This is a genomic window from Actinosynnema mirum DSM 43827, assembly GCF_000023245.1.
GTDB classification, from domain to species: Bacteria; Actinomycetota; Actinomycetes; order Mycobacteriales; family Pseudonocardiaceae; genus Actinosynnema; species Actinosynnema mirum.
The window spans coordinates 7,220,731-7,237,884 of record NC_013093.1 but is presented as its reverse complement, the minus strand read 5'-3'; the positions used below and the strand labels follow the sequence as shown (position 1 = coordinate 7,237,884).

At 72.1% G+C, this 17,154-nt stretch carries 13 protein-coding genes and 1 tRNA gene; 8 read left to right on the top strand and 6 right to left on the bottom strand.

The window, feature by feature from the left end:
- Positions 1 to 68: 68 nt before the first annotated feature.
- Both AMIR_RS30615 and AMIR_RS30610 read right to left on the bottom strand, forming a co-directional pair.
- Positions 69 to 950 (bottom strand): LLM class flavin-dependent oxidoreductase, encoded by an 882-nt coding sequence (locus AMIR_RS30615; protein WP_015804865.1) that lies wholly within the window; start codon positions 948 to 950, stop codon positions 69 to 71.
- A gap of 148 nt (positions 951 to 1,098) precedes the next feature.
- The gene (locus tag AMIR_RS30610; protein WP_015804864.1) at positions 1,099 to 1,575 is read right to left on the bottom strand and encodes a GyrI-like domain-containing protein; all 477 of its coding nucleotides are present in this window, start codon (positions 1,573 to 1,575) and stop codon (positions 1,099 to 1,101) included.
- A 248-nt stretch (positions 1,576 to 1,823) separates the two neighbouring features.
- Here AMIR_RS30610 and AMIR_RS30605 point away from each other — a divergent pair, with 248 nt between their 5' ends.
- Complete coding sequence (locus AMIR_RS30605) at positions 1,824 to 2,384, top strand: SRPBCC domain-containing protein (protein ID WP_015804863.1); 561 nt, start codon at positions 1,824 to 1,826, stop codon at positions 2,382 to 2,384.
- A 228-nt stretch (positions 2,385 to 2,612) separates the two neighbouring features.
- Positions 2,613 to 3,689 (top strand): Fic family protein, encoded by a 1,077-nt coding sequence (locus AMIR_RS30600; RefSeq protein ID WP_143760969.1) that lies wholly within the window; start codon positions 2,613 to 2,615, stop codon positions 3,687 to 3,689.
- 47 nt (positions 3,690 to 3,736) lie between these two features.
- Here the strand turns inward: AMIR_RS30600 and AMIR_RS40760 are convergent, their stop codons facing one another.
- The gene (locus tag AMIR_RS40760) at positions 3,737 to 4,003 is read right to left on the bottom strand and encodes a hypothetical protein (RefSeq protein ID WP_015804861.1); all 267 of its coding nucleotides are present in this window, start codon (positions 4,001 to 4,003) and stop codon (positions 3,737 to 3,739) included.
- A gap of 389 nt (positions 4,004 to 4,392) precedes the next feature.
- On the bottom strand, positions 4,393 to 4,623 hold the full coding sequence (locus tag AMIR_RS30590; RefSeq protein ID WP_015804860.1) for a hypothetical protein: 231 nt from the start codon (positions 4,621 to 4,623) through the stop codon (positions 4,393 to 4,395).
- A 161-nt stretch (positions 4,624 to 4,784) separates the two neighbouring features.
- On the opposite strand from AMIR_RS30590, the gene AMIR_RS42975 reads away from it, so the two are divergent.
- Positions 4,785 to 5,180 (top strand): helix-turn-helix transcriptional regulator, encoded by a 396-nt coding sequence (locus AMIR_RS42975; RefSeq protein ID WP_143760965.1) that lies wholly within the window; start codon positions 4,785 to 4,787, stop codon positions 5,178 to 5,180.
- Between the two features lie 588 nt (positions 5,181 to 5,768).
- On the opposite strand, the gene AMIR_RS30580 is transcribed toward AMIR_RS42975, so the two are convergent.
- On the bottom strand, positions 5,769 to 6,638 hold the full coding sequence (locus AMIR_RS30580; protein WP_015804858.1) for an alpha/beta fold hydrolase: 870 nt from the start codon (positions 6,636 to 6,638) through the stop codon (positions 5,769 to 5,771).
- A 128-nt stretch (positions 6,639 to 6,766) separates the two neighbouring features.
- Here AMIR_RS30580 and AMIR_RS42970 point away from each other — a divergent pair, with 128 nt between their 5' ends.
- The 4 genes from AMIR_RS42970 to AMIR_RS30560 all read left to right on the top strand — a co-directional run bounded on the left by AMIR_RS42970 (position 6,767) and on the right by AMIR_RS30560 (position 15,884).
- Complete coding sequence (locus AMIR_RS42970) at positions 6,767 to 9,877, top strand: ATP-binding protein (protein WP_015804857.1); 3,111 nt, start codon at positions 6,767 to 6,769, stop codon at positions 9,875 to 9,877.
- Positions 9,878 to 10,065: 188 nt separating this feature from the next.
- The gene (locus AMIR_RS30570) at positions 10,066 to 12,015 is read left to right on the top strand and encodes a hypothetical protein (RefSeq protein WP_015804856.1); all 1,950 of its coding nucleotides are present in this window, start codon (positions 10,066 to 10,068) and stop codon (positions 12,013 to 12,015) included.
- Between the two features lie 151 nt (positions 12,016 to 12,166).
- The gene (locus AMIR_RS30565) at positions 12,167 to 14,005 is read left to right on the top strand and encodes a cellulase family glycosylhydrolase (RefSeq protein WP_015804855.1); all 1,839 of its coding nucleotides are present in this window, start codon (positions 12,167 to 12,169) and stop codon (positions 14,003 to 14,005) included.
- A 97-nt stretch (positions 14,006 to 14,102) separates the two neighbouring features.
- On the top strand, positions 14,103 to 15,884 hold the full coding sequence (locus AMIR_RS30560) for a GmrSD restriction endonuclease domain-containing protein (protein ID WP_015804854.1): 1,782 nt from the start codon (positions 14,103 to 14,105) through the stop codon (positions 15,882 to 15,884).
- Between the two features lie 47 nt (positions 15,885 to 15,931).
- Here the strand turns inward: AMIR_RS30560 and AMIR_RS30555 are convergent.
- Positions 15,932 to 16,006: transfer RNA gene (locus AMIR_RS30555), tRNA-Arg, on the bottom strand.
- A 224-nt stretch (positions 16,007 to 16,230) separates the two neighbouring features.
- Here AMIR_RS30555 and AMIR_RS30550 point away from each other — a divergent pair.
- Positions 16,231 to 17,148, top strand: coding sequence for a cation diffusion facilitator family transporter (locus AMIR_RS30550; protein ID WP_041838517.1), 918 nt, complete (start codon positions 16,231 to 16,233; stop codon positions 17,146 to 17,148).
- The last annotated feature ends 6 nt before the right edge of the window (positions 17,149 to 17,154 follow it).

The window sequence follows — 17,154 nt, the reverse complement described above, 5'->3', positions numbered from 1 at the left end:
TTGTCGGCCGGAGCCGCACGCGCGCGTGTGCGTGCGGCCCCGGTCGGTTGTTCAGCGCTGCCCGGTCCTCAGTGCTGCCCGGTCCTCAGGCCGGGCAGCACCTCGGCCGCGATCGCCTCCACCACCGACTCGTCACCGGCGAACACGCCCTCGTCGCGCGGCCACGGCGCGGCCAGGTCCGTGAACCCCAGCTCACCCGCCCGGCCGACGAAGTCCCGGTAGCACTCGACGCTGGAGGTCGACAGCACCGGCGCCATGTCGCTCTGCAGGTGCCGCTCCAGGTGGTCGCGCGGCAGCCCGGCCGCGTCGAGCACGTCGTCGAGCCGCCCGGACAGCTCGCGCAGCGAGCCCCACCAGACCGCCAGGTCGTCGTTCGGCAGCCCCGTGGTCACCCAGCCCCGCCCGAACCGGGCCGCCAACCGCATCCCCTTCGGGCCGTTGGCCGCCACCACGAACGGCGGCCGGGGCCGCTGGACGCAGCCGGGCACGTTCCGCGCGCCCACGGCGGTGTAGTGATCGCCCGCGTGGTCGACCCGGTCGGTGGTGAGCAGGCGGTCCAGCAGCTCCACGAACTCGGCGAACCGCCGGTGCGGGCTCGTCGCGGGCGCGCCGAGGACGTTCGCGTCGTACCCGCCCATGGCGCCCGCCCCGACGCCCAGGGTGAACCGGCCGTCCGACACCTCGTCCAGCGTGGTCACGTCGCGGGTGAACGGCACCGGGTGGCGGAAGTTCGGCGAGGCCACCAGCAGGCCGAGCCTGATCCGCGAGGTCGCCTCGGCGGCCAGCGCCAGCGTCGGCACCGCGGCGTACCAGGCGTGGTCGGCCAACCTGCCCCAGGCCAGGTGGTCGAACGTCCAGGCGTGGTCGAACCCGTACTCCTCGGCCGCCACCCACCTGGGCCGCGCCTCGGCCCACCGGTGCTCCGGCAGGATCGTGATGCCGACCCGCATGGACGTCCCCCTCGCCTCTGAACAGTTTCCGCGTTCAATCGAACATTCTCACCGTTCGATTGTCAACGGTCCCGGCTCACCTCCGCTCAGTCCGCTGCTGCCCGGCCCACTGCTGCTCGGCCCCACTGCTGCCCGGCCCGCTCGCCGCTCAGTCCGCCACGGCCCAGTGCAGCTCGGTCCGCAGCTCGGCGGGGTCCATCTCGGGCGACGGCTCGGTGGTGTACACCTCCCACCGCGTGGTCGAGGGGCTCACCCCGCGCGCCCCCATCCACGCGGCCAACCGCTTCCAGGACTCCTCCAGCTCGTCGAACGCCCCGACGTGCGTGAGCTGCGCGACCAGCCCGCCCGGCACCTCGCCCGGCACGACGTCCCCCTCCGCCTCGATCCCGGAGCCGACCGGGAACCCGACCTCCAGCGCCAGCGCGCCCTCCCGCCCGTGCGTGCTCGCGTCCCGGTACAGCCCGAACGCCGCCCCGACCGGCATGACGCCCTGCTCGGCCAGGACCCTCCGGAGCTGCTGGAACGAGGTGTCGAAGAAGTCGCGCACCTCGGCGAACCCGATCACCCCGCGCACCACCGCGGTCGTCGTCGGCGTCAACTCGACCAGTTCCGGCTCGGTGCCCATCTGTCGTCCTCCTGCTGCTCCGCCGCTCTTCGGTCCCGGTCATCCTGCCGGTCGCCGCGCCCCTTGTGTCCGATTTATCCACCTGAACGAGTGACGCGAACTCCCCTTGACCCCGCCCCATCCCCGGTGTTGACTAACCAAGTGGTTATCTAACCACCCGGTTACCTCCCTGGTGATCGGCGGCCCCACGCGGGCCGATCCGCTCAAGCCGACGCCCAGCGCCGACGAGCCCACCGAGGAGCACGCGCATGTCAGGCACGCCGTCCCCGACCTCCCCCGCCTCTCCCACGTCCTCCGCATCCTCCGCCCCACCCCTGACAACGGCCGCCGACCGCCGCACCGAGATCACCACCCCGAGCGACCTCGCGTTCGCCATCGCCAGGGAGTTCGACGCCCCGCGCGAGCTGGTGTTCGCGGCCTTCACCGAGCCCCGGCACGTCTCCCGCTGGCTGCTGGGCCCCGACGGCTGGTCGATGCCGGTGTGCGAGATAGACCTGAGAGAGGGCGGCGCGTGGGAGTACCGGTGGCGCAGCGATGCCGACGGGGCCGAGTTCGGCATGTCCGGGCGCTACCGCCTGGTGGACCGGCCGCGCCGGCTGGTCAACACCGAGGTGTTCGAGGGTCAGGAGTCGGTGGTGACCACGGAGTTCGCCGAGATCGGCGCCCGCCGCACGAGGGTGGTGCAGACCTCCGTCTTCCCCAGTCGGGAGCTGCGGGACGCGGTCCTGGCCAGCGGCATGGAAGGGGGAGTCAGCACCAGCCACCACCGGCTGGCCGGATTGCTCCCCCTCCTGGCGGAGGGGGCCTGATGGGGTGAGTCGCGCTGATCGGTGCTGATTCTCGTTGATTCCGTTATTCCGCGATTCTGCGTCCGTGACGTCGGCAATTCCACTATATTCCAATATTGTCTACCTGGAATTGCCCGGCACTGGAACTGAAGGTGGTGGTCAACCGGGTGCATTTCGTGTCATGCTCCGACCGTGATCCCCCGCTTTTCCCCACGTGGCACGTGGATTTCCGGGACCGATGTGGTGGGCGTGCCGGAGGAGCTCCGGGAAGAAGGCGCGTTCCTGCCGTACCCGTTGTTCTCCGAGCCGTCGCTGAGCGGTCCCGCCATGCGCGAGTCCGCGCTGGCCGAGCACAGCCTGGGCAGGCTCGACGAGGCGTCGGGCCGCTTCGCCGAGCTGTCCGGCTTCGCGCACGCCACGAGGGTCCGCGACGCGTGCGCGTCGGCGGGGATGGCCGGGTACCCGGTGGCGCTGCGCGAGGCGCTGGCGGTGTCCCTGGACCCGCGTCACGGCGCCCCGGAGCAGGTGGTCGTGCCCCACCTGCTCGGGGTCGAGCTGGGCTTCGCCAAGGTGGCGCAGGGGGCCGACACCTGGGACCCGGACCTGCTGGGCGAGGTGGCCGCGGCGCTGACCGGTCGCGACCACCGCCCGGACGAGCCGCTGCGCCGTGGGCAGGGCTGGCTGGGGCCGAGTCGAGAACGGGCGTGGCTGCTGACGCCGACGAGCGCGCACCTGGTGGGCGCGCTGGCCCAGTGGACGGTGTGGGTGCAGGCGAAGCCCGCCCTCCCCAGGGTGGCCCGCCTGGCGCTGGCGCACCTGCAACTGGAGCTGCTGCAACCGTTCGCGGTCCCGGACGGTCACGTGGCGCGCCTGTTCACCATGCTGGAGCTGGTGCGCGAGGGGATGCTGCGCGCCTCGGTGCTGCCCCTGTCGGTGTGGCTGGACCGCGCGGGCGACGAGTACCGCGAGCAGGTCAGGCACGTGGTGCGGACCGGCGAGCACGGCCCGTGGGTGGAGTTCTTCGCGCGGGGCGTCCGCGAGCTGGCGGACGCCCAGGTGAACCTGCTGGCGAACCTGGAGTCCCTGGCGGCGGCCTACCGCACCAGGTTCCCCGAGGGCAGCAGGCTGGCCAGGGTGGCCGCTTCCCTGCTCGGCTTCCCGGCGGTCGACCACCCGACCCTGCGCGAGGCCGAGGGCCTGAGCGTGAAAGGCGTGACCCTGCTGACGGACCGCCTGGTGGCCGAGGGCGTCCTGTACCCCTGGGAGTCCAGGCGCTACCGCAAGGTCTTCCTCTGCCCCGAAGCCCTAGCCCTCCTCCGCCCATGACCGCTAAGCCCGCCCCGAAGGGCCATCACCGCCACCGGTCACCCCGGTCACCCCTGCCCACCTGTCCCGGTCCCACCGCTCCCGCCGCTCCCGCTGGCCGGGCGCTCCCGGCACTCCCGCCGAACCCGTCGCAGGTAGTGCGCAGCGTCCCGCTCCCGCCCCACGGCCGCGAGCACCCAGGCCATCCGCCTCAACCCGGCGACGACCCGCCAGTGCTCCCCGGAGAGCACGGCGATCTCCAGCTCCTCCTCGGCGCACTCCAACGCCCAGTGCCCCCGCCCGTCGGCAAGGTGCGCCACACTCCGCCGCCGCAAGGCGACGACCTCATCCCCAAGCCCCGAACCCCCGCACCCACCGCAGTCCCCACCCGCGTAGTCCCCACCCGCGCAGTCCCCACCCGCGTAGTCCCCACCCACGCAGTCCTCACCCACGCAGTCCCCACCCGCGCAGTCCTCGGTGCCCCCACGCCCTGCGCCGTCCACACCGCTCACGCCACCGACACCGCTCACGCCACCGACGCGAGCTCTCACAATCCCGCAGGCGCAGCCAATCCCGCCCGCATCGGACTTCCCCGAACCGTCCGAGCAGTGCCCCTCATTCCGACCGTGCCCCTCATTCCGGCCGCGCCACTCATTCCCCGCATTCCGGCGGTCCGACTGGTGGCGATCGTTCGGGATGTTCACGTCCTCCGGAACGTCCGCGCTCACTGCTCGCCGCGAACGACCTCGAACAGGTCGTGGAACTGCATCGGCGCCAATGCGACCAGGGCGCCGCCGATGAACGCGGGGCCGGGCTGGAGGTCGCCGCTGAGCACGCGCGTCACCGTGGACCGGTTCACGTCCATCGCCTTGGCGAGCGCGTAATCGGACCCGTAGCCCGCCAGTCGCGCCGCTTTCGCGAAAGCCTCGTCCCGGAGTTTGATCGTGTTCGGCATTGGCCGCCTCGTGCATTGTTGTGCCCGCGCAACGTTCGTTGCCCCAATTCGAACCTAGACGTTCCGCAGTGCCCGACGCAACGCGCGTTGTGTCAGCAAAACGACCCCAAAGGGGGAGTGCGCCTGGACAACGTTGCGTGTGCACACATAACGTTCCGCGGGTGACCGGAAATCAGAGCGCTCCTTCTCCGTGGTGGGACTACGTCGAGCGAAACCTGGAGTACCGGAACCTGACGACGGGCGACCTGGCCCGCGAGGTGAACGTCGACCGCAGCCGCCTGACCGCGTGGCGCAAGGGCGCGAAGATCAGCATCCCCACGGCCCGCGCCATCGCGCGCCTGTTCCAGGTGAGCGTCTTCGAGGTCCTGGTGGCGGCGGGAATGCTGACCCAGCAGGAAGCCGACTACCAACCCGCCAGCACCGACCCGGCCGACCTCAGCGACGAGCAGCTCATCGCGGAACTCCGCAGGCGCCTCAAGCAGCGCGCCGAAACCGAGCCCCCCGCCACCGAGCCCTCCGCCACCGAGCCCTCCGCCACCGAGCCCCCCGCCGACTAGCGCCCCAACCGACACCCCGTCGCCGACTAGCGCCCCAACCAACGCCCCGCCCGCCGCCGACGGTCGACAATCCGCGCCCGCCGTCGGTGGACCGTGCCCCGCCATTGGCGGGCCGGGCCCTCACTGCCGGCGGGCCGCGCCTCCACCGCGGCCGACCGACGCCCCGCTGCCGACGCCCCGCTGCCGACGCCCCGCGCCCCGGCCGCCTGCCGCTCCCCACAGCCCCGGCCATCACCGTCCAAAAGTGACACCACACACGCTCTACCAGCGGTTTTGGTCATTTTTGTTGCACAAGCGCAACGACTATTCCAAAAGATTCCCCACAAAAACCAATCCAAGTCACCCGTCCCGAACCACCCCACCACGGGACGTCACCCCGGCAAAGCCGTCAGCGCCCGACCGGACTTCCCGGTCGGGCGCTGACAATGCCCGTGCTCACCCGGACCGGTGATCACCCCGCCTCGGTCCGCCTCCCCGCCTCGGTCCGCCTCCCCGCCTCGGTCCGCCTCCCTGCTCCGGTCCACCTCTCCGCTCCGGGCCACGTCCCCTCAGCGGCCCGCCTCCTCCTCCCCTCCACCGCAAGGCCCCTCACCGGGCGAGCAGCGCCCGGATCGCCCCCACGACCTCCCCCGGCGCCTCCTCCGCCATGAAGTGCCCGCATCGCACGGTCCGGTGCTCCAAGTCCTCCGCCCACCCCCGCCACACCCCGGCCGCGTCGAACCCGAGCTCCGCCCCCCAGTCCTGCTGCACCACCCCGACCGGCATCCGCAGCCGCCGCCCTGCCGCCCGGTCCGCCTCGTCGTGCGCCACGTCCACCCCCGCCGTGGCCCGGTAGTCCGCCACGATCGACGGCACCGCCTCCCGGCTGGCCCGCAGGTACTCGGCGCGCACGTCGGCCGGGATCGCCGCGGGGTCGTTCGCCCACACGTCCAGGAAGTGCCCGAAGAACTCGTCCGCCGCCCCGCTGATCATCGCCTCGGCCAGCCCGGGCCGCTGCGCCATCAGGAACAGGTGGAACCCCACCGCCGCGCCCCGTCCCCGCAGCACCTCCCACGACTCCACCGTGGGCAGCACGTCCAACACCCCGAGGTGGGTGACCACGTCCGGGTGATCCAGCCCGGCCCTGATCCCGACCAGCGCGCCCCGGTCGTGCCCGACCACCGCGACCCGCTCGTGCCCCAGCTCGCGGGCCAGCGCCACCACATCCCGCGCCATGACCCGCTTCGAGTAGTTCTCCCCGTCGTCGGCGGGCTTGTCGCTGGCCCCGTACCCCCGCAGGTCAGGGCAGATCACCGTGTGATCCGCAGCGAGGTCGGCCGCGACGTGCCGCCACATCAGGTGCGTCTGCGGGAACCCGTGCAGCAGCACCACGGGACTCCCCGTCCCACCCACCGCAACGTGCAACCGCACACCCTCCGCCACCGCGACCCGCTGCTCGGTGAACCCCGGAAGAACCATCTCGCCCACTCCTCAACCACTCGCTGTCGAATGCCCCTCCACCGTCACCCACCCCGATCAGCGCCGGATCAGCACGCGATCAGCGCCACCCACCACACCCCCCGCCCGCGGCACTAGGTTGTCCACCGATGGTGAGCTTCGCCGTGCTGGGCCCCCTGCGGGCAGAACTGGACCGCGGACCCGCGGACCTCAAGGGCCCCCGCCACCGCGCGGTGCTGGCCAGGCTGCTGGTCGCGCGCGGCCGAACCGTCCCCCTGGACACCCTGGTCGCCGACCTCTGGGACGACGCCCCACCCCCGAGCGCGCGCGGCGCCGTCCAGACCTTCGTCGGCGACCTGCGCAAGGCCCTGGAACCGGACCGCCCACCCCGCACCCCACCCCACCTGCTGGTCACGGTCGCGAACGGCTACGCGCTGCGCACCGACAACACCGACGCCCACCACTTCGAGTCCGCCGTCCACCAGGCCAAGTCCGCCCCACCACCCCGAGCCCGAACCCTGCTCACCAGCGCCTTGGCCCTCTGGCGCGGCCCCGCGTACGCCGAGTTCGCCGACCACCCCTGGGCACTGGCCGAGTCGACCGCCCTGGAAGAGCTCCGCCTCCTGGCCGTGGAACGCCTGGCCGAGACCGCCCTGTCCCTGAACGCCCCCGCCGACGCCATCCCACCCCTCACCCGGCACGCCGCGTCCCACCCGCACCGCGAGCACGCCGCCCACCTCCTGGCGCTGGCCCTCTACCGCACCGGCCGCCAGGGCGAGGCCCTGGAAACCCTGCGCCGCACCAGATCCGCACTCCGCGCCGACCTGGGCGTGGACCCCGGCGAACCCCTGCGCGCCCTGGAAGCCGACATCCTCGCCCAGTCCCGAACCCTGCTCCCCCCGCCGCGCCCCGCCACCCCGCCGCGCCCCGCCATCCCGCCCCGAACCGCCACCCCGCCCCGAACCGCCACCCCACCCCTGTTCGGCCGCGAGGAAGAACTGGCCACCCTCACCCGAGCCGCCACCGAGGCCGTCAGAACCCACCGCCTCCACCACGTCCTCGTCTCAGGCGCAGCGGGTTCCGGCAAATCCGCCCTGACCGAAGCACTGGCCACCCACCTGCGCGCCGAGGGCTGGTCCACCGCCACCACCACCTGCCCCGACCTCCCCGGAACCCCGGCAGCCTGGCCGTGGACCGCACTCCGCACCCACCTGGGCCTCCCCCCGGAACCCGACCGCACCCCCCGCTTCACCACCCTCCGCACCCTGTCCGCCCACCTGTCCAAGTCCTCGCCCACGCTCCTGGTCCTGGACGACCTGCACCAGGCGGACGAGGACACCCTCGCCCTGCTCACCGCCCTCCCGCCCGAGGCGGGCCCAACCCTGGTCGTCGGCACCCACCGGGCCACCGACATCCCGCCCACCCTCACCGCCGCGCTGGCCCGCCTGGCCCGAACCACCCCGACCCGCCTCTACCTCTCCGGCCTGGACGAGCAGGCGGTGGCGAACCTGATCGCCACCCACCGCCCCCCGACGCGACGAGCGACCAGGTCCATCCACACCAGGAGCGCGGGCAACCCGTTCCTGGCCCACGAACTGGCCAAGCTGTGGGCGACCGAGGGCGACGAGGCCCTGCGCACCGTCCCCGCAGGCGTCCGAGACGTCCTCCTGCACCGCCTCTCCGCCCTCCCGGAACCCGCGGGAACCCACCTCCGCCAAGCCGCCGTCCTGGGCCGCGAGGTCGACCTCGCGATCCTCGCCGAGCTGGCGGGCGAAGACGTCCTGGACTCGATCGAGTCCGCGATCACCGCCGGTTTCCTGACAGAGCACGACGCAGACCACGTCCACTTCACCCACGACCTGGTCCACGAGACCGTCCGAGCCGACACCACGGCCCCCAGACGCGCCCGCTGGCACGTGGCCGCAGCAGAAGCCGTAGAGCGCGCCACCCCGGACGAACACGAACGCATCGCCCACCACCTGCTGGAGGCAGCCACAAGAACAACGGCCGCCAAAGCCGCTCACCACGCGTCCCTGGCCGCAACCAGGGCCGAACACCGCTCGGCCCCGCACGAGGCGGCAAGGCTCTGGCGCGCCACGATCAACTCCCTGGACCACTCCCCAACCCCACACCCCCAAGCCCGCCTGACCGCCGTGATGGGCCTGGTCCGAGCCCTGGCCGTGACCGGCGACCTGGCCGCAGCCCGCGAACACCGAGCCGAAGCAGTCCACCAAGCGGAGTCCCTCCCCGACCCAGTCCACAGGGCACGCGTAGTCGGCTCCTTCGACGTCCCAGCCCTGTGGACAACCCCCGATGACGACGCCCTCTCCGCGACTCTGGCCGCGTCAGCCAACCGAGCCCTGACCTCCCTCCCCGCCACCTACCAGGCCGAACGAGCCCGCCTCCTGGTGACCATCGCGATGGAACGAAGGGCAGACCCAACCCACGAGGCGTCCCAAGCCGCGCAGGAGGCCGAACGCATAGCCAGATCCCTGGCCGACCCCACCCTCCTAGCGCTGTCCCTGAACGCCCGCTACCTCCAGACCTTCCACCGGGCAGGCCTGGCCCCAGCCCGCAAATCCCTGGCAGAGGAACTCCTCACAGTCACCTCCGCCCAACCCGACCTGGTCGCCTTCGAGGTCCTGGCCCACCTACTCCTGATCCAGTCCTCAGCGGCCCTGGCAGACCTCCCCACCGCAGACCACCACGCCACCCGCGCAAACCACCTGGCAACCCGGAACGACCTCCCCCTGGTAACCCCGTTCACCGACTGGTACCAGGCCCTCCGCCTATCCCTGACGGGCCACAAGACCAAGGCCGAAGCCGCCTACCGGGCAGCCGCCCCGAAGCTCACGGAAACCCACCTCCCCGGCCTGGCCCCCGGCCTCCTCTCCCTGGCCCTGCACACCCTGGGCGTCCCCCAACCCACCCCGGACTGGGCCACGAACCAACCCTGGACCGCCCCCACAACCCACCACATCCCCAAGGCCCCACACGACCACCTCTACGAACTGAGAACCTGCCTGCACGCACAAGCAGCCCTGTCCAGACCCACCAAGAACCACGAGGAACTGACCGAACTCCACAACGCCCTGGCCCCAGCGGAAGACGAACTGGCAGGCGCCACAACGGGCCTGGTCTCCCTGGGCCCAGTAGCCGCCTACCTGGCAGACCTCTCCCAAGCCCTGGGCGACCTCAAAGAGGCAACGCGCCTACGCGCCAAAGCAACCACCCTCACCACCCGCCTGCGCACCGCCTGACCGCGCCAGGCCCGCACCGCCCCCAGGCGGAAAACCCCCACTTTTCTCCGCGAACCCCGTTTTTCGACGGAGTCCCACCCCCGCCACCGCTGCAACGCTCTCCCCACCTCGGCCCGCTCCCCACCAAAACCGAGCCCCCGCAGCAGTGAGAGGCGCGACGCCCTCCGCCCGACGAACGGAGCACCCCCGTGACCAGCGCACTCGACGAGCCGTTGCTGCACAACACGAACACGGCGCAGGACAACGCCCGCGTCGACCAGCAGATCGGCTTCCAGATCGGCGACACCACCATCCACCACGACAAGCGCACCTACCACGTCAACCACGGCGACCCGCCCGAGCGCAGGCACGAGGTGGCCCGCAACTTCCTCGACGGCGGCACGCCCCGCCGTGCCGAGGACCTGCTCGGCGCGCTCGTCGCGGACGGCTGGGGCACCGCCGAGCGCGCCTACCTGCACGCCCTCGCGATCCTGAGCGAGCGCTCCCTCGGCGAGCTGTCCGGGGAACCCCTGGAGCGCCTGAAGGAGGCCCGCAACCTCAGGCGCAAGTGCCCGGAGGACGGGTGGACGCGGGCGTTCGACGTGCTCTGGGCCCTCCTGCGCTGGGCCAGGGACGACTACCGCACCCCCGCCACCGCCGCCGTCGCCGACCTCCCGCTGGAGCGCCAGGAGGAGATCTCCCGCCACCTGGACGTCCTGCTGCGCGGCGCCGCGCAGGAGTGGCGGGCCGCCGACCTGCGCGCCCACCTGGCGGCCGAGCGCACCGACCCGGCCCGCGCCGCCCGGTCCGAGAAGTTCTTCGAGGCCGTCCCCGCGCCGCCGAGGCCCCACGTCCCCGCCGTCTTCTCCGGCGTCCCGGCCCACCGCCTGTGGGCGCTGCTCGGCGCAGCCGGAACCGCCGGGTCGCTCCTGCTCGCCGACCTCCCGCCCCTGGCCCACCCGCTGCTGCTCGCGGGCGGTTTCCTGGTGGTGCGCAACGGGATCACCGTCGAAGCGGACCGCCTCCTGCGCGCGTCCGACCGCGCCACCGGCGAGCCCGCCCGGAACACGAAGTTCGCCAGGCGGGTCGGCAACCTCGTCGACCGCCTCTACGCCGAAGCGGGCCCCGAGCGGGGAACCCCGGCCGCCCAGCACTGGGCGCGGAGCACCAAGCGCGCCAGGACGAGGCTGCGGAACCGGCTCGCCCGCAGCCACCACGGCGGCGTCGAACCGGCCTCGCTGCGCTGGCTCGTCCGCTGGCACGCCGAGCGCGAGCGCGACGGCCGCCACCCCGACGACCGCCACCCGGACCGCCCCGACCCGTCCCGAGCCCGCCTGCTGCGCCTGACCGGCGCCCTCCTCGCGCTCCTCGGCCTGGTCACCGCCCCGCACGCCGCGCTCCCGCTGGCGCTGGCCGGTTCCCTGCTCCTGGCGGCCGTCACCCGCCTGGCCGCCCCGCACGCCGCCAACCGCGCCGTCCGCGCCGAAGCGGACGCCCTGCACGCCGAGGAGCTCGCCGAGCACCAGCGGTGGTCGGCGCACCTGGCGGACCGCCCCACCGACGCGCAGGTCGCCCGCTGGCACGCGCTCGACCGGTTCCACCTGGTCTCCGACGTGATCAACCGGTTCGGCCTGCGGCGCGACCAGGTCGTCCAGCACGTGGTGCTGACCGAGTGCGCGCCCGGCGCCCGCAGGGGCAGGCTGGAGAACGGCCCGCCCCGCTACTCCGCGTACCTCGTGCGCATCCTCCTGCTGACCCGCAAGGGGGTCCGGCTGATCCGCCTGCACCTGGACGCGCACACCGGCGAGGCGCGCAACGAGGAGCGCTTCCTGTTCCGCTACGACGCCGTCGTCTCCGCGAAGGTCACCGAGAAGGGCGTGCGCGCCACCGCCGCGGACGACGAGGAGCGCACCGACGTGGAGGACCTGCGCAGCCGGGTGTTCACGCTCGTCCTGTCCAACAACGAGTCCATCGCCGTGCGGGTCGACGCCAGCGCGTCCGGCGAGGACCCGGAGGCGCTGGTGGAGGCCGCCTACGAGACGTCCGGGATCGAGAACGCCCTGCCCCTGCTGGAGTCCATCGCCGCCGAGGGCGAGGACTGGATCGAGCACGAGCGCGAGCGCAGGCGCCAGTGGACCCGCGACTGGGACGAGGACTGAGCCGCCCCGCGCCCGCCGCGGCCCCGGTTCGCGCCGCCTGCCTGCGACCGGCCCTTCCCCCGCTGCGCCACGCGGCCCTTGGCACCCCCGGAGCGGATCACTAGCGTCCCAGGGGAAGCGTCCGGTTCCGCCGAGGTGGGGGAGACCACCGATGCGCCGCACCCCGCTCCTGGCCGCACTGCTCCTGCTGCTCGCGCCCGCCCCGCTCCCCGCCCCCGCCGCCCCCGCCGCGTCCGCGTGGTTCGACGGCGGCGAGGTCAGACCGGTCGGCGGGGCCTTCCGGGACGAGCACGGGCGCGAGGTGGTGCTGCGGGGCTTCAACGTCTCCGGCACCGCCAAGCTCGCCGAGTACCGGGGGCTGCCGTTCCCGAACGTCCAGGCCGCGCGGGACTCCGCCGCGGCGCTGCGCAGGTTGACCGGCGCCAACGCGGTCCGGTTCCTGGTCACCTGGGCGTGGTTGGAGCCGGAGCCGAGGCGGATCGACCAGGCGTACCTGGACCGGGTCGCCGAGCAGGTGGGGGCGTTCACGGACCAGGGCGTGCGGGTGTACGTGGACTTCCACCAGGACCTGTACTCGCGGCACGTGTTCAACCGGGACAGCTGGTACACCGGTGACGGCGCGCCCGCGTGGGTGGTGCGCGCGGGCGGGTACCCGGCCGAGTCGTGCGGGTTGTGCTTCCACTGGGGGCAGAACATGAAGTCGAACACGGCCGTCACCGCCGCGACCTACGACTTCTGGCACAACCGCGAGCTCCAGGTGGACGGGGGACCGCTGCGCGTGCAGGACGAGTTCCTGAGCGCGGCGGGGGAAGCGTTGCGGGGCTTGAGGAACCGGCTGTCCGCCGAGGCGTTCGAGCTGGTGCTGGGCGTGGACCCGCTGAACGAGCCGTACGCCGGCCGCTACGACGCGGGCCAGACCGGCCTGACGTGGGAGCGCGACCACCTGTGGCCGTTCCACCAGCGGTTCCGGCGGCTCATGGACGAGACGGGCTGGCGGGACAAGACGTCCTTCGCCGAACCGCTGGTGTTCTGGAACCAGAACGTGGACTTCTTCGCCGAGCCGGGCGGTTTCCCCGGCGCCGCGCCGTGGGGCGACGGGTACGCGTTCAACACGCACTTCTACGACGGCAAGGCCCAGTCCGGGCTGCTGATGCCGGGGAAGGCGGGGGACGGGCAGTACGCGCGGACGTTCGCGGACGTGCGGACGCGCGCGGCGGAACTGGGCACGCCCGCGATCGTCTCCGAGTACGGCCACCCGGTGCGGGGGTTGACGGCGGACAAGTACCCGTCGGTGCTGAAGGCGACGCAGCAGTCGCTGGACAGCGCGCTGCCGGGGTCGCGGTGGTGGGCCGAGGCGGCGACGTCCGGGCCGGTGCTGTCGGGGAGCCAGTGGCACTGGGACACGAACTACGACCGGCACCGGGAGTACATGAACGACAACCCCGCCAAGCTCAAGACGGACGGCGACGCGATGAACGACGAGCACTTCTCGGTGGTGCGGGTCGGCGACGACGGCGCGGCGGGGCTGACGGTGGACGCGCGACTGGTGGACCGGGTGTTCCCGCGCGCGGTGGCGGGGACGACGCGGGCGTTCACGTACGAGGACCGGGCGCGGGACGGGAACGCTGAGCTGGTGTGGAACCAGGTGCCTGCGGGGATGCCCGCGGTGCGGGGGCTGGTGGGGACCAGCCCGTACGCGGTGCTGGTGTGGGAGGGGGCGGAGTCGGGGGCGCCTACGGAGCTGCACCTGCCTGCGGGGTTCACGCCGCAGGGGACTTCGGTGGTGAGCGACCTGGGGGTGGTTCGGGGGGTGCCTTCGGACACGGGCGTGGAGGCGGTGTCGTGGGGGCCGGAGCCTGGGGTCGGTGGGGTCAACCGGGTGCTGCTGAGGGCGGGGGCGGGGGTGCACTTCGCGCTGGTGACCACCGGTGCGGGGGACTTGGCGGCGGCGCGGGCGGAGTTGTCGAGGTGGGCGTCGGGGACGTTCTGAGCTCAACCACTTCGTACAACCGGTGCAGCGTCAGGAGAAACTTTTTCACCCGACTGCGCGATGAATCCCTCGACGCTGGAACGAGCGAGGGGGCCGCGTGGGGGTCGAGAGCTTCGGCATCGAGAAGGAGTTCCTGAAGGACCTGCTCACCCAGGTGGACAAGGGAGAAGCGCAGCTCCCGGAGTTCCAGCGCGGTTGGGTGTGGCCGGACCGCAACATCGCGAGCCTGATCACCTCCATCTCGCTGGGCTACCCGGCAGGCACCGCGATGATGCTGAAGCAAGGTGGCGACGTCCGCTTCAAGACCCGGTCGGTCGAGGGCGCGCCGCGCAGCAACGTCGTGCCGGACCGGCTGATCCTCGACGGGCAGCAGCGGCTGACCTCGCTCTACCAGTCCCTGTTCCGCGACGCGCCCGTGGAGACCCACGACGTCCGCAACAAGACCGCTCGCGGCTGGTTCTACCTCGACATGGAGAAAGCGCTCCTCGGCGACGGCGATCGCGAGGAAGCCGTGGTCTTCATCCCGGAGAGCAAGGTGCGCCTGGACTTCCGCGGTCAGGCCCTGCTGAACCTGTCCACGCCTGAGCACGAGTACGCGCACCGCATGTTCCCCTGCGCCTCGGTGTTCAACTCGATGCCCTGGATGATGGGGTTCGTCCAGCACGAGCCGGAGCGGCAGGCCGAGAACCTGAAGCTGTGGGGCGAGTTCCACGAGGCCGTGATCAAGAGGTTCGAGCAGTACCAGCTCCCGGTGCTCGAACTGGGCAAGAGCACTCCCCGGCAGGCGGTGTGCCAGGTCTTCGAGAAGGTCAACACCGGTGGGGTCACCCTGACCGTCTTCGAACTGCTGACCGCGACCTTCGCGGCCGACGACTTCGACCTGCGGCGCGACTGGACGGGGCGTGAAGAGCAGTGGGCGGGCAGCCAGTACCGGGTCCTCTCCGAGGTCGCCAACACGGACTTCCTCCAGGCGGTGACCCTGCTCGCCACGTACGAGCGCCACCAGGCCGCCATCGAGGCGGGCCGGGACGAGCTGGCTGCTCCGCGCATCGGCTGCCGCCGAGTCGACATGCTCAACCTGACCCTGCCGGAGTACCGCAAGTGGGCTCCCGAGGTCGCGGACGGCCTCAAGTCGGCGGCCCAGTTCCTGTACTCGCAGCACATCTTCGACACCCGGTTCCTGCCCTACGGCAGCCAGCTCATCCCGCTGTCGGCGATCTTCACCCTGCTCGGCCCGAAGGCGAAGACGGTCGGCGCGGTGCGGAAGATCTCCCGCTGGTACTGGTCCGGTGTCTTCGGCGAGCTCTACGGCGGCACGATCGAGACCCGCTTCGCGCGCGACGTGCCCGAGGTCGTCGCCTGGGTGACGGGGCAGGGGGACGAACCGCGCACGGTCCAGGAGGCGCAGTTCTTCTCCAGTCGCCTCAACTCCCTGCGAACCCGTGGTTCCGCGGCTTACAAGGGGCTCTACGCGCTGCTGCTCAAGGAGGCGCCGGTGGACTGGTGCACCGGTTCCGACATGTCCATCGAGAACTACTTCGACAACGCCGTCGACATCCACCACGTGTTTCCCAGGGCCTGGTGCGAGAAGCAGGGGATCTCCCAGGCCAGGTACAACTCCATCCTCAACAAGACCCCGCTGACCGCGCGCACCAACCGCCTCATCGGTGGTCGGGCGCCGTCGGCGTACCTGCGGGTGCTGGTCAACAAGGCGGAGACCAGCCCGGAGCAGGTCGACCGGAACGTGCGTTCGCACCTGATCGCGGTGGCGCACCTGCACGGTGACGACTTCACCGCGGCGATGGAGGCCCGACGACGCGCCCTGCTCGACCTCGTCGGGCGGGCGATGGGCAAGGACGCGCGCATCGACACCGAGTAGGCGAAAAGCGAAAGAGGCCCGAGAACTGGTTCTTGGGCCTCTTTCGGTGGTGCCCCCGGCAGGATTCGAACCTGCGCACCCGCCTCCGGAGGGCGGTGCTCTATCCCCTGAGCTACGGGGGCCGCAGCTACGGGGAGAAGCTTAGCGCATGTTCGCCACCCCGTTTCGCCACCCCCTCCACTGTGGTCTCCAGCCCGGCTGAGCTGGAGGTTTTCCGAAGTTTCACCGGAACGTGCGGCGCTGGCACCCGGTTGGGCGGTGTGGTCGCGGGGAGGGGTGCGGAACGATACGGCTCGACCCGTGGGATGTGTTGCATACATGCGCATGTCACTATATGTTCCCCCTCATGGGACACGGGCACGGGCATGGGCACGGCGGCGGGGCTTCGTTGGGGAGTGCGCACGTCGGCAGGCTCTGGATCGCCTTCGGGGTCGGGGCCGCCTTCATGGTCGTCGAGTTCGTCGTGGGGCTCGCCACCGGCTCGCTCGCGCTGCTCTCGGACGCCGCCCACATGCTCACCGACGTGCTCGGCGTCGGCATGGCGCTCGCGGCCATCCTCATCGCCCGGCGGGCCCAGGCCCGCAACAGCCGGACGTTCGGGCTCTACCGGGCCGAGGTGCTCGCCGCCCTCGCCAACGCGCTCCTGCTCTTCGGGGTCGCGGGCTACGTGATCTACGAGGCGGTGCAGCGGCTCGGCGACCCGCCTGCCGTTCCCGGACTTCCGGTGATCGCCGCCGCCACCGCCGGGCTCCTGGCCAACATCGTCTCGTTCCTCGCCCTGCGCGAGGGCGCCAAGGAGAGCATCAACGTCCGAGGGGCCTACCTCGAGGTGCTCGCCGACCTCATCGGGTCCGTCGGCGTGCTCATCAGCGGGTTCGTCACGCTCGTCTTCGGGTGGCGGTACGCCGACCCGGTCATGGGCGTCGCCATCGGCCTCTTCGTGCTCCCGCGCACCTGGAAGCTCGCCTCCACCGCCCTGCGCATCCTCTTCCAGCACGCCCCCGAGCGCGTCGACGTCGCCGCCATGGAGGCCGACCTCGCGCAGCTCCCCGGCGTCGCCGAGGCGCACGACCTGCACGTCTGGACCCTCACCTCCGGCATGGAGGTCGCCTCCGCGCACCTCGCCACCCGCGGCGGCGCGGACCCGGCCGTGGTGCTCCAGGCCGCGCAGGAGCTGCTCGCGCAGCGGTACCACATCGAGCACGCCACGCTCCAGGTGGAACCAGGGGACTCCGCGGACCGCTGCCGCGAAATCCCCTGGTAGCCAACG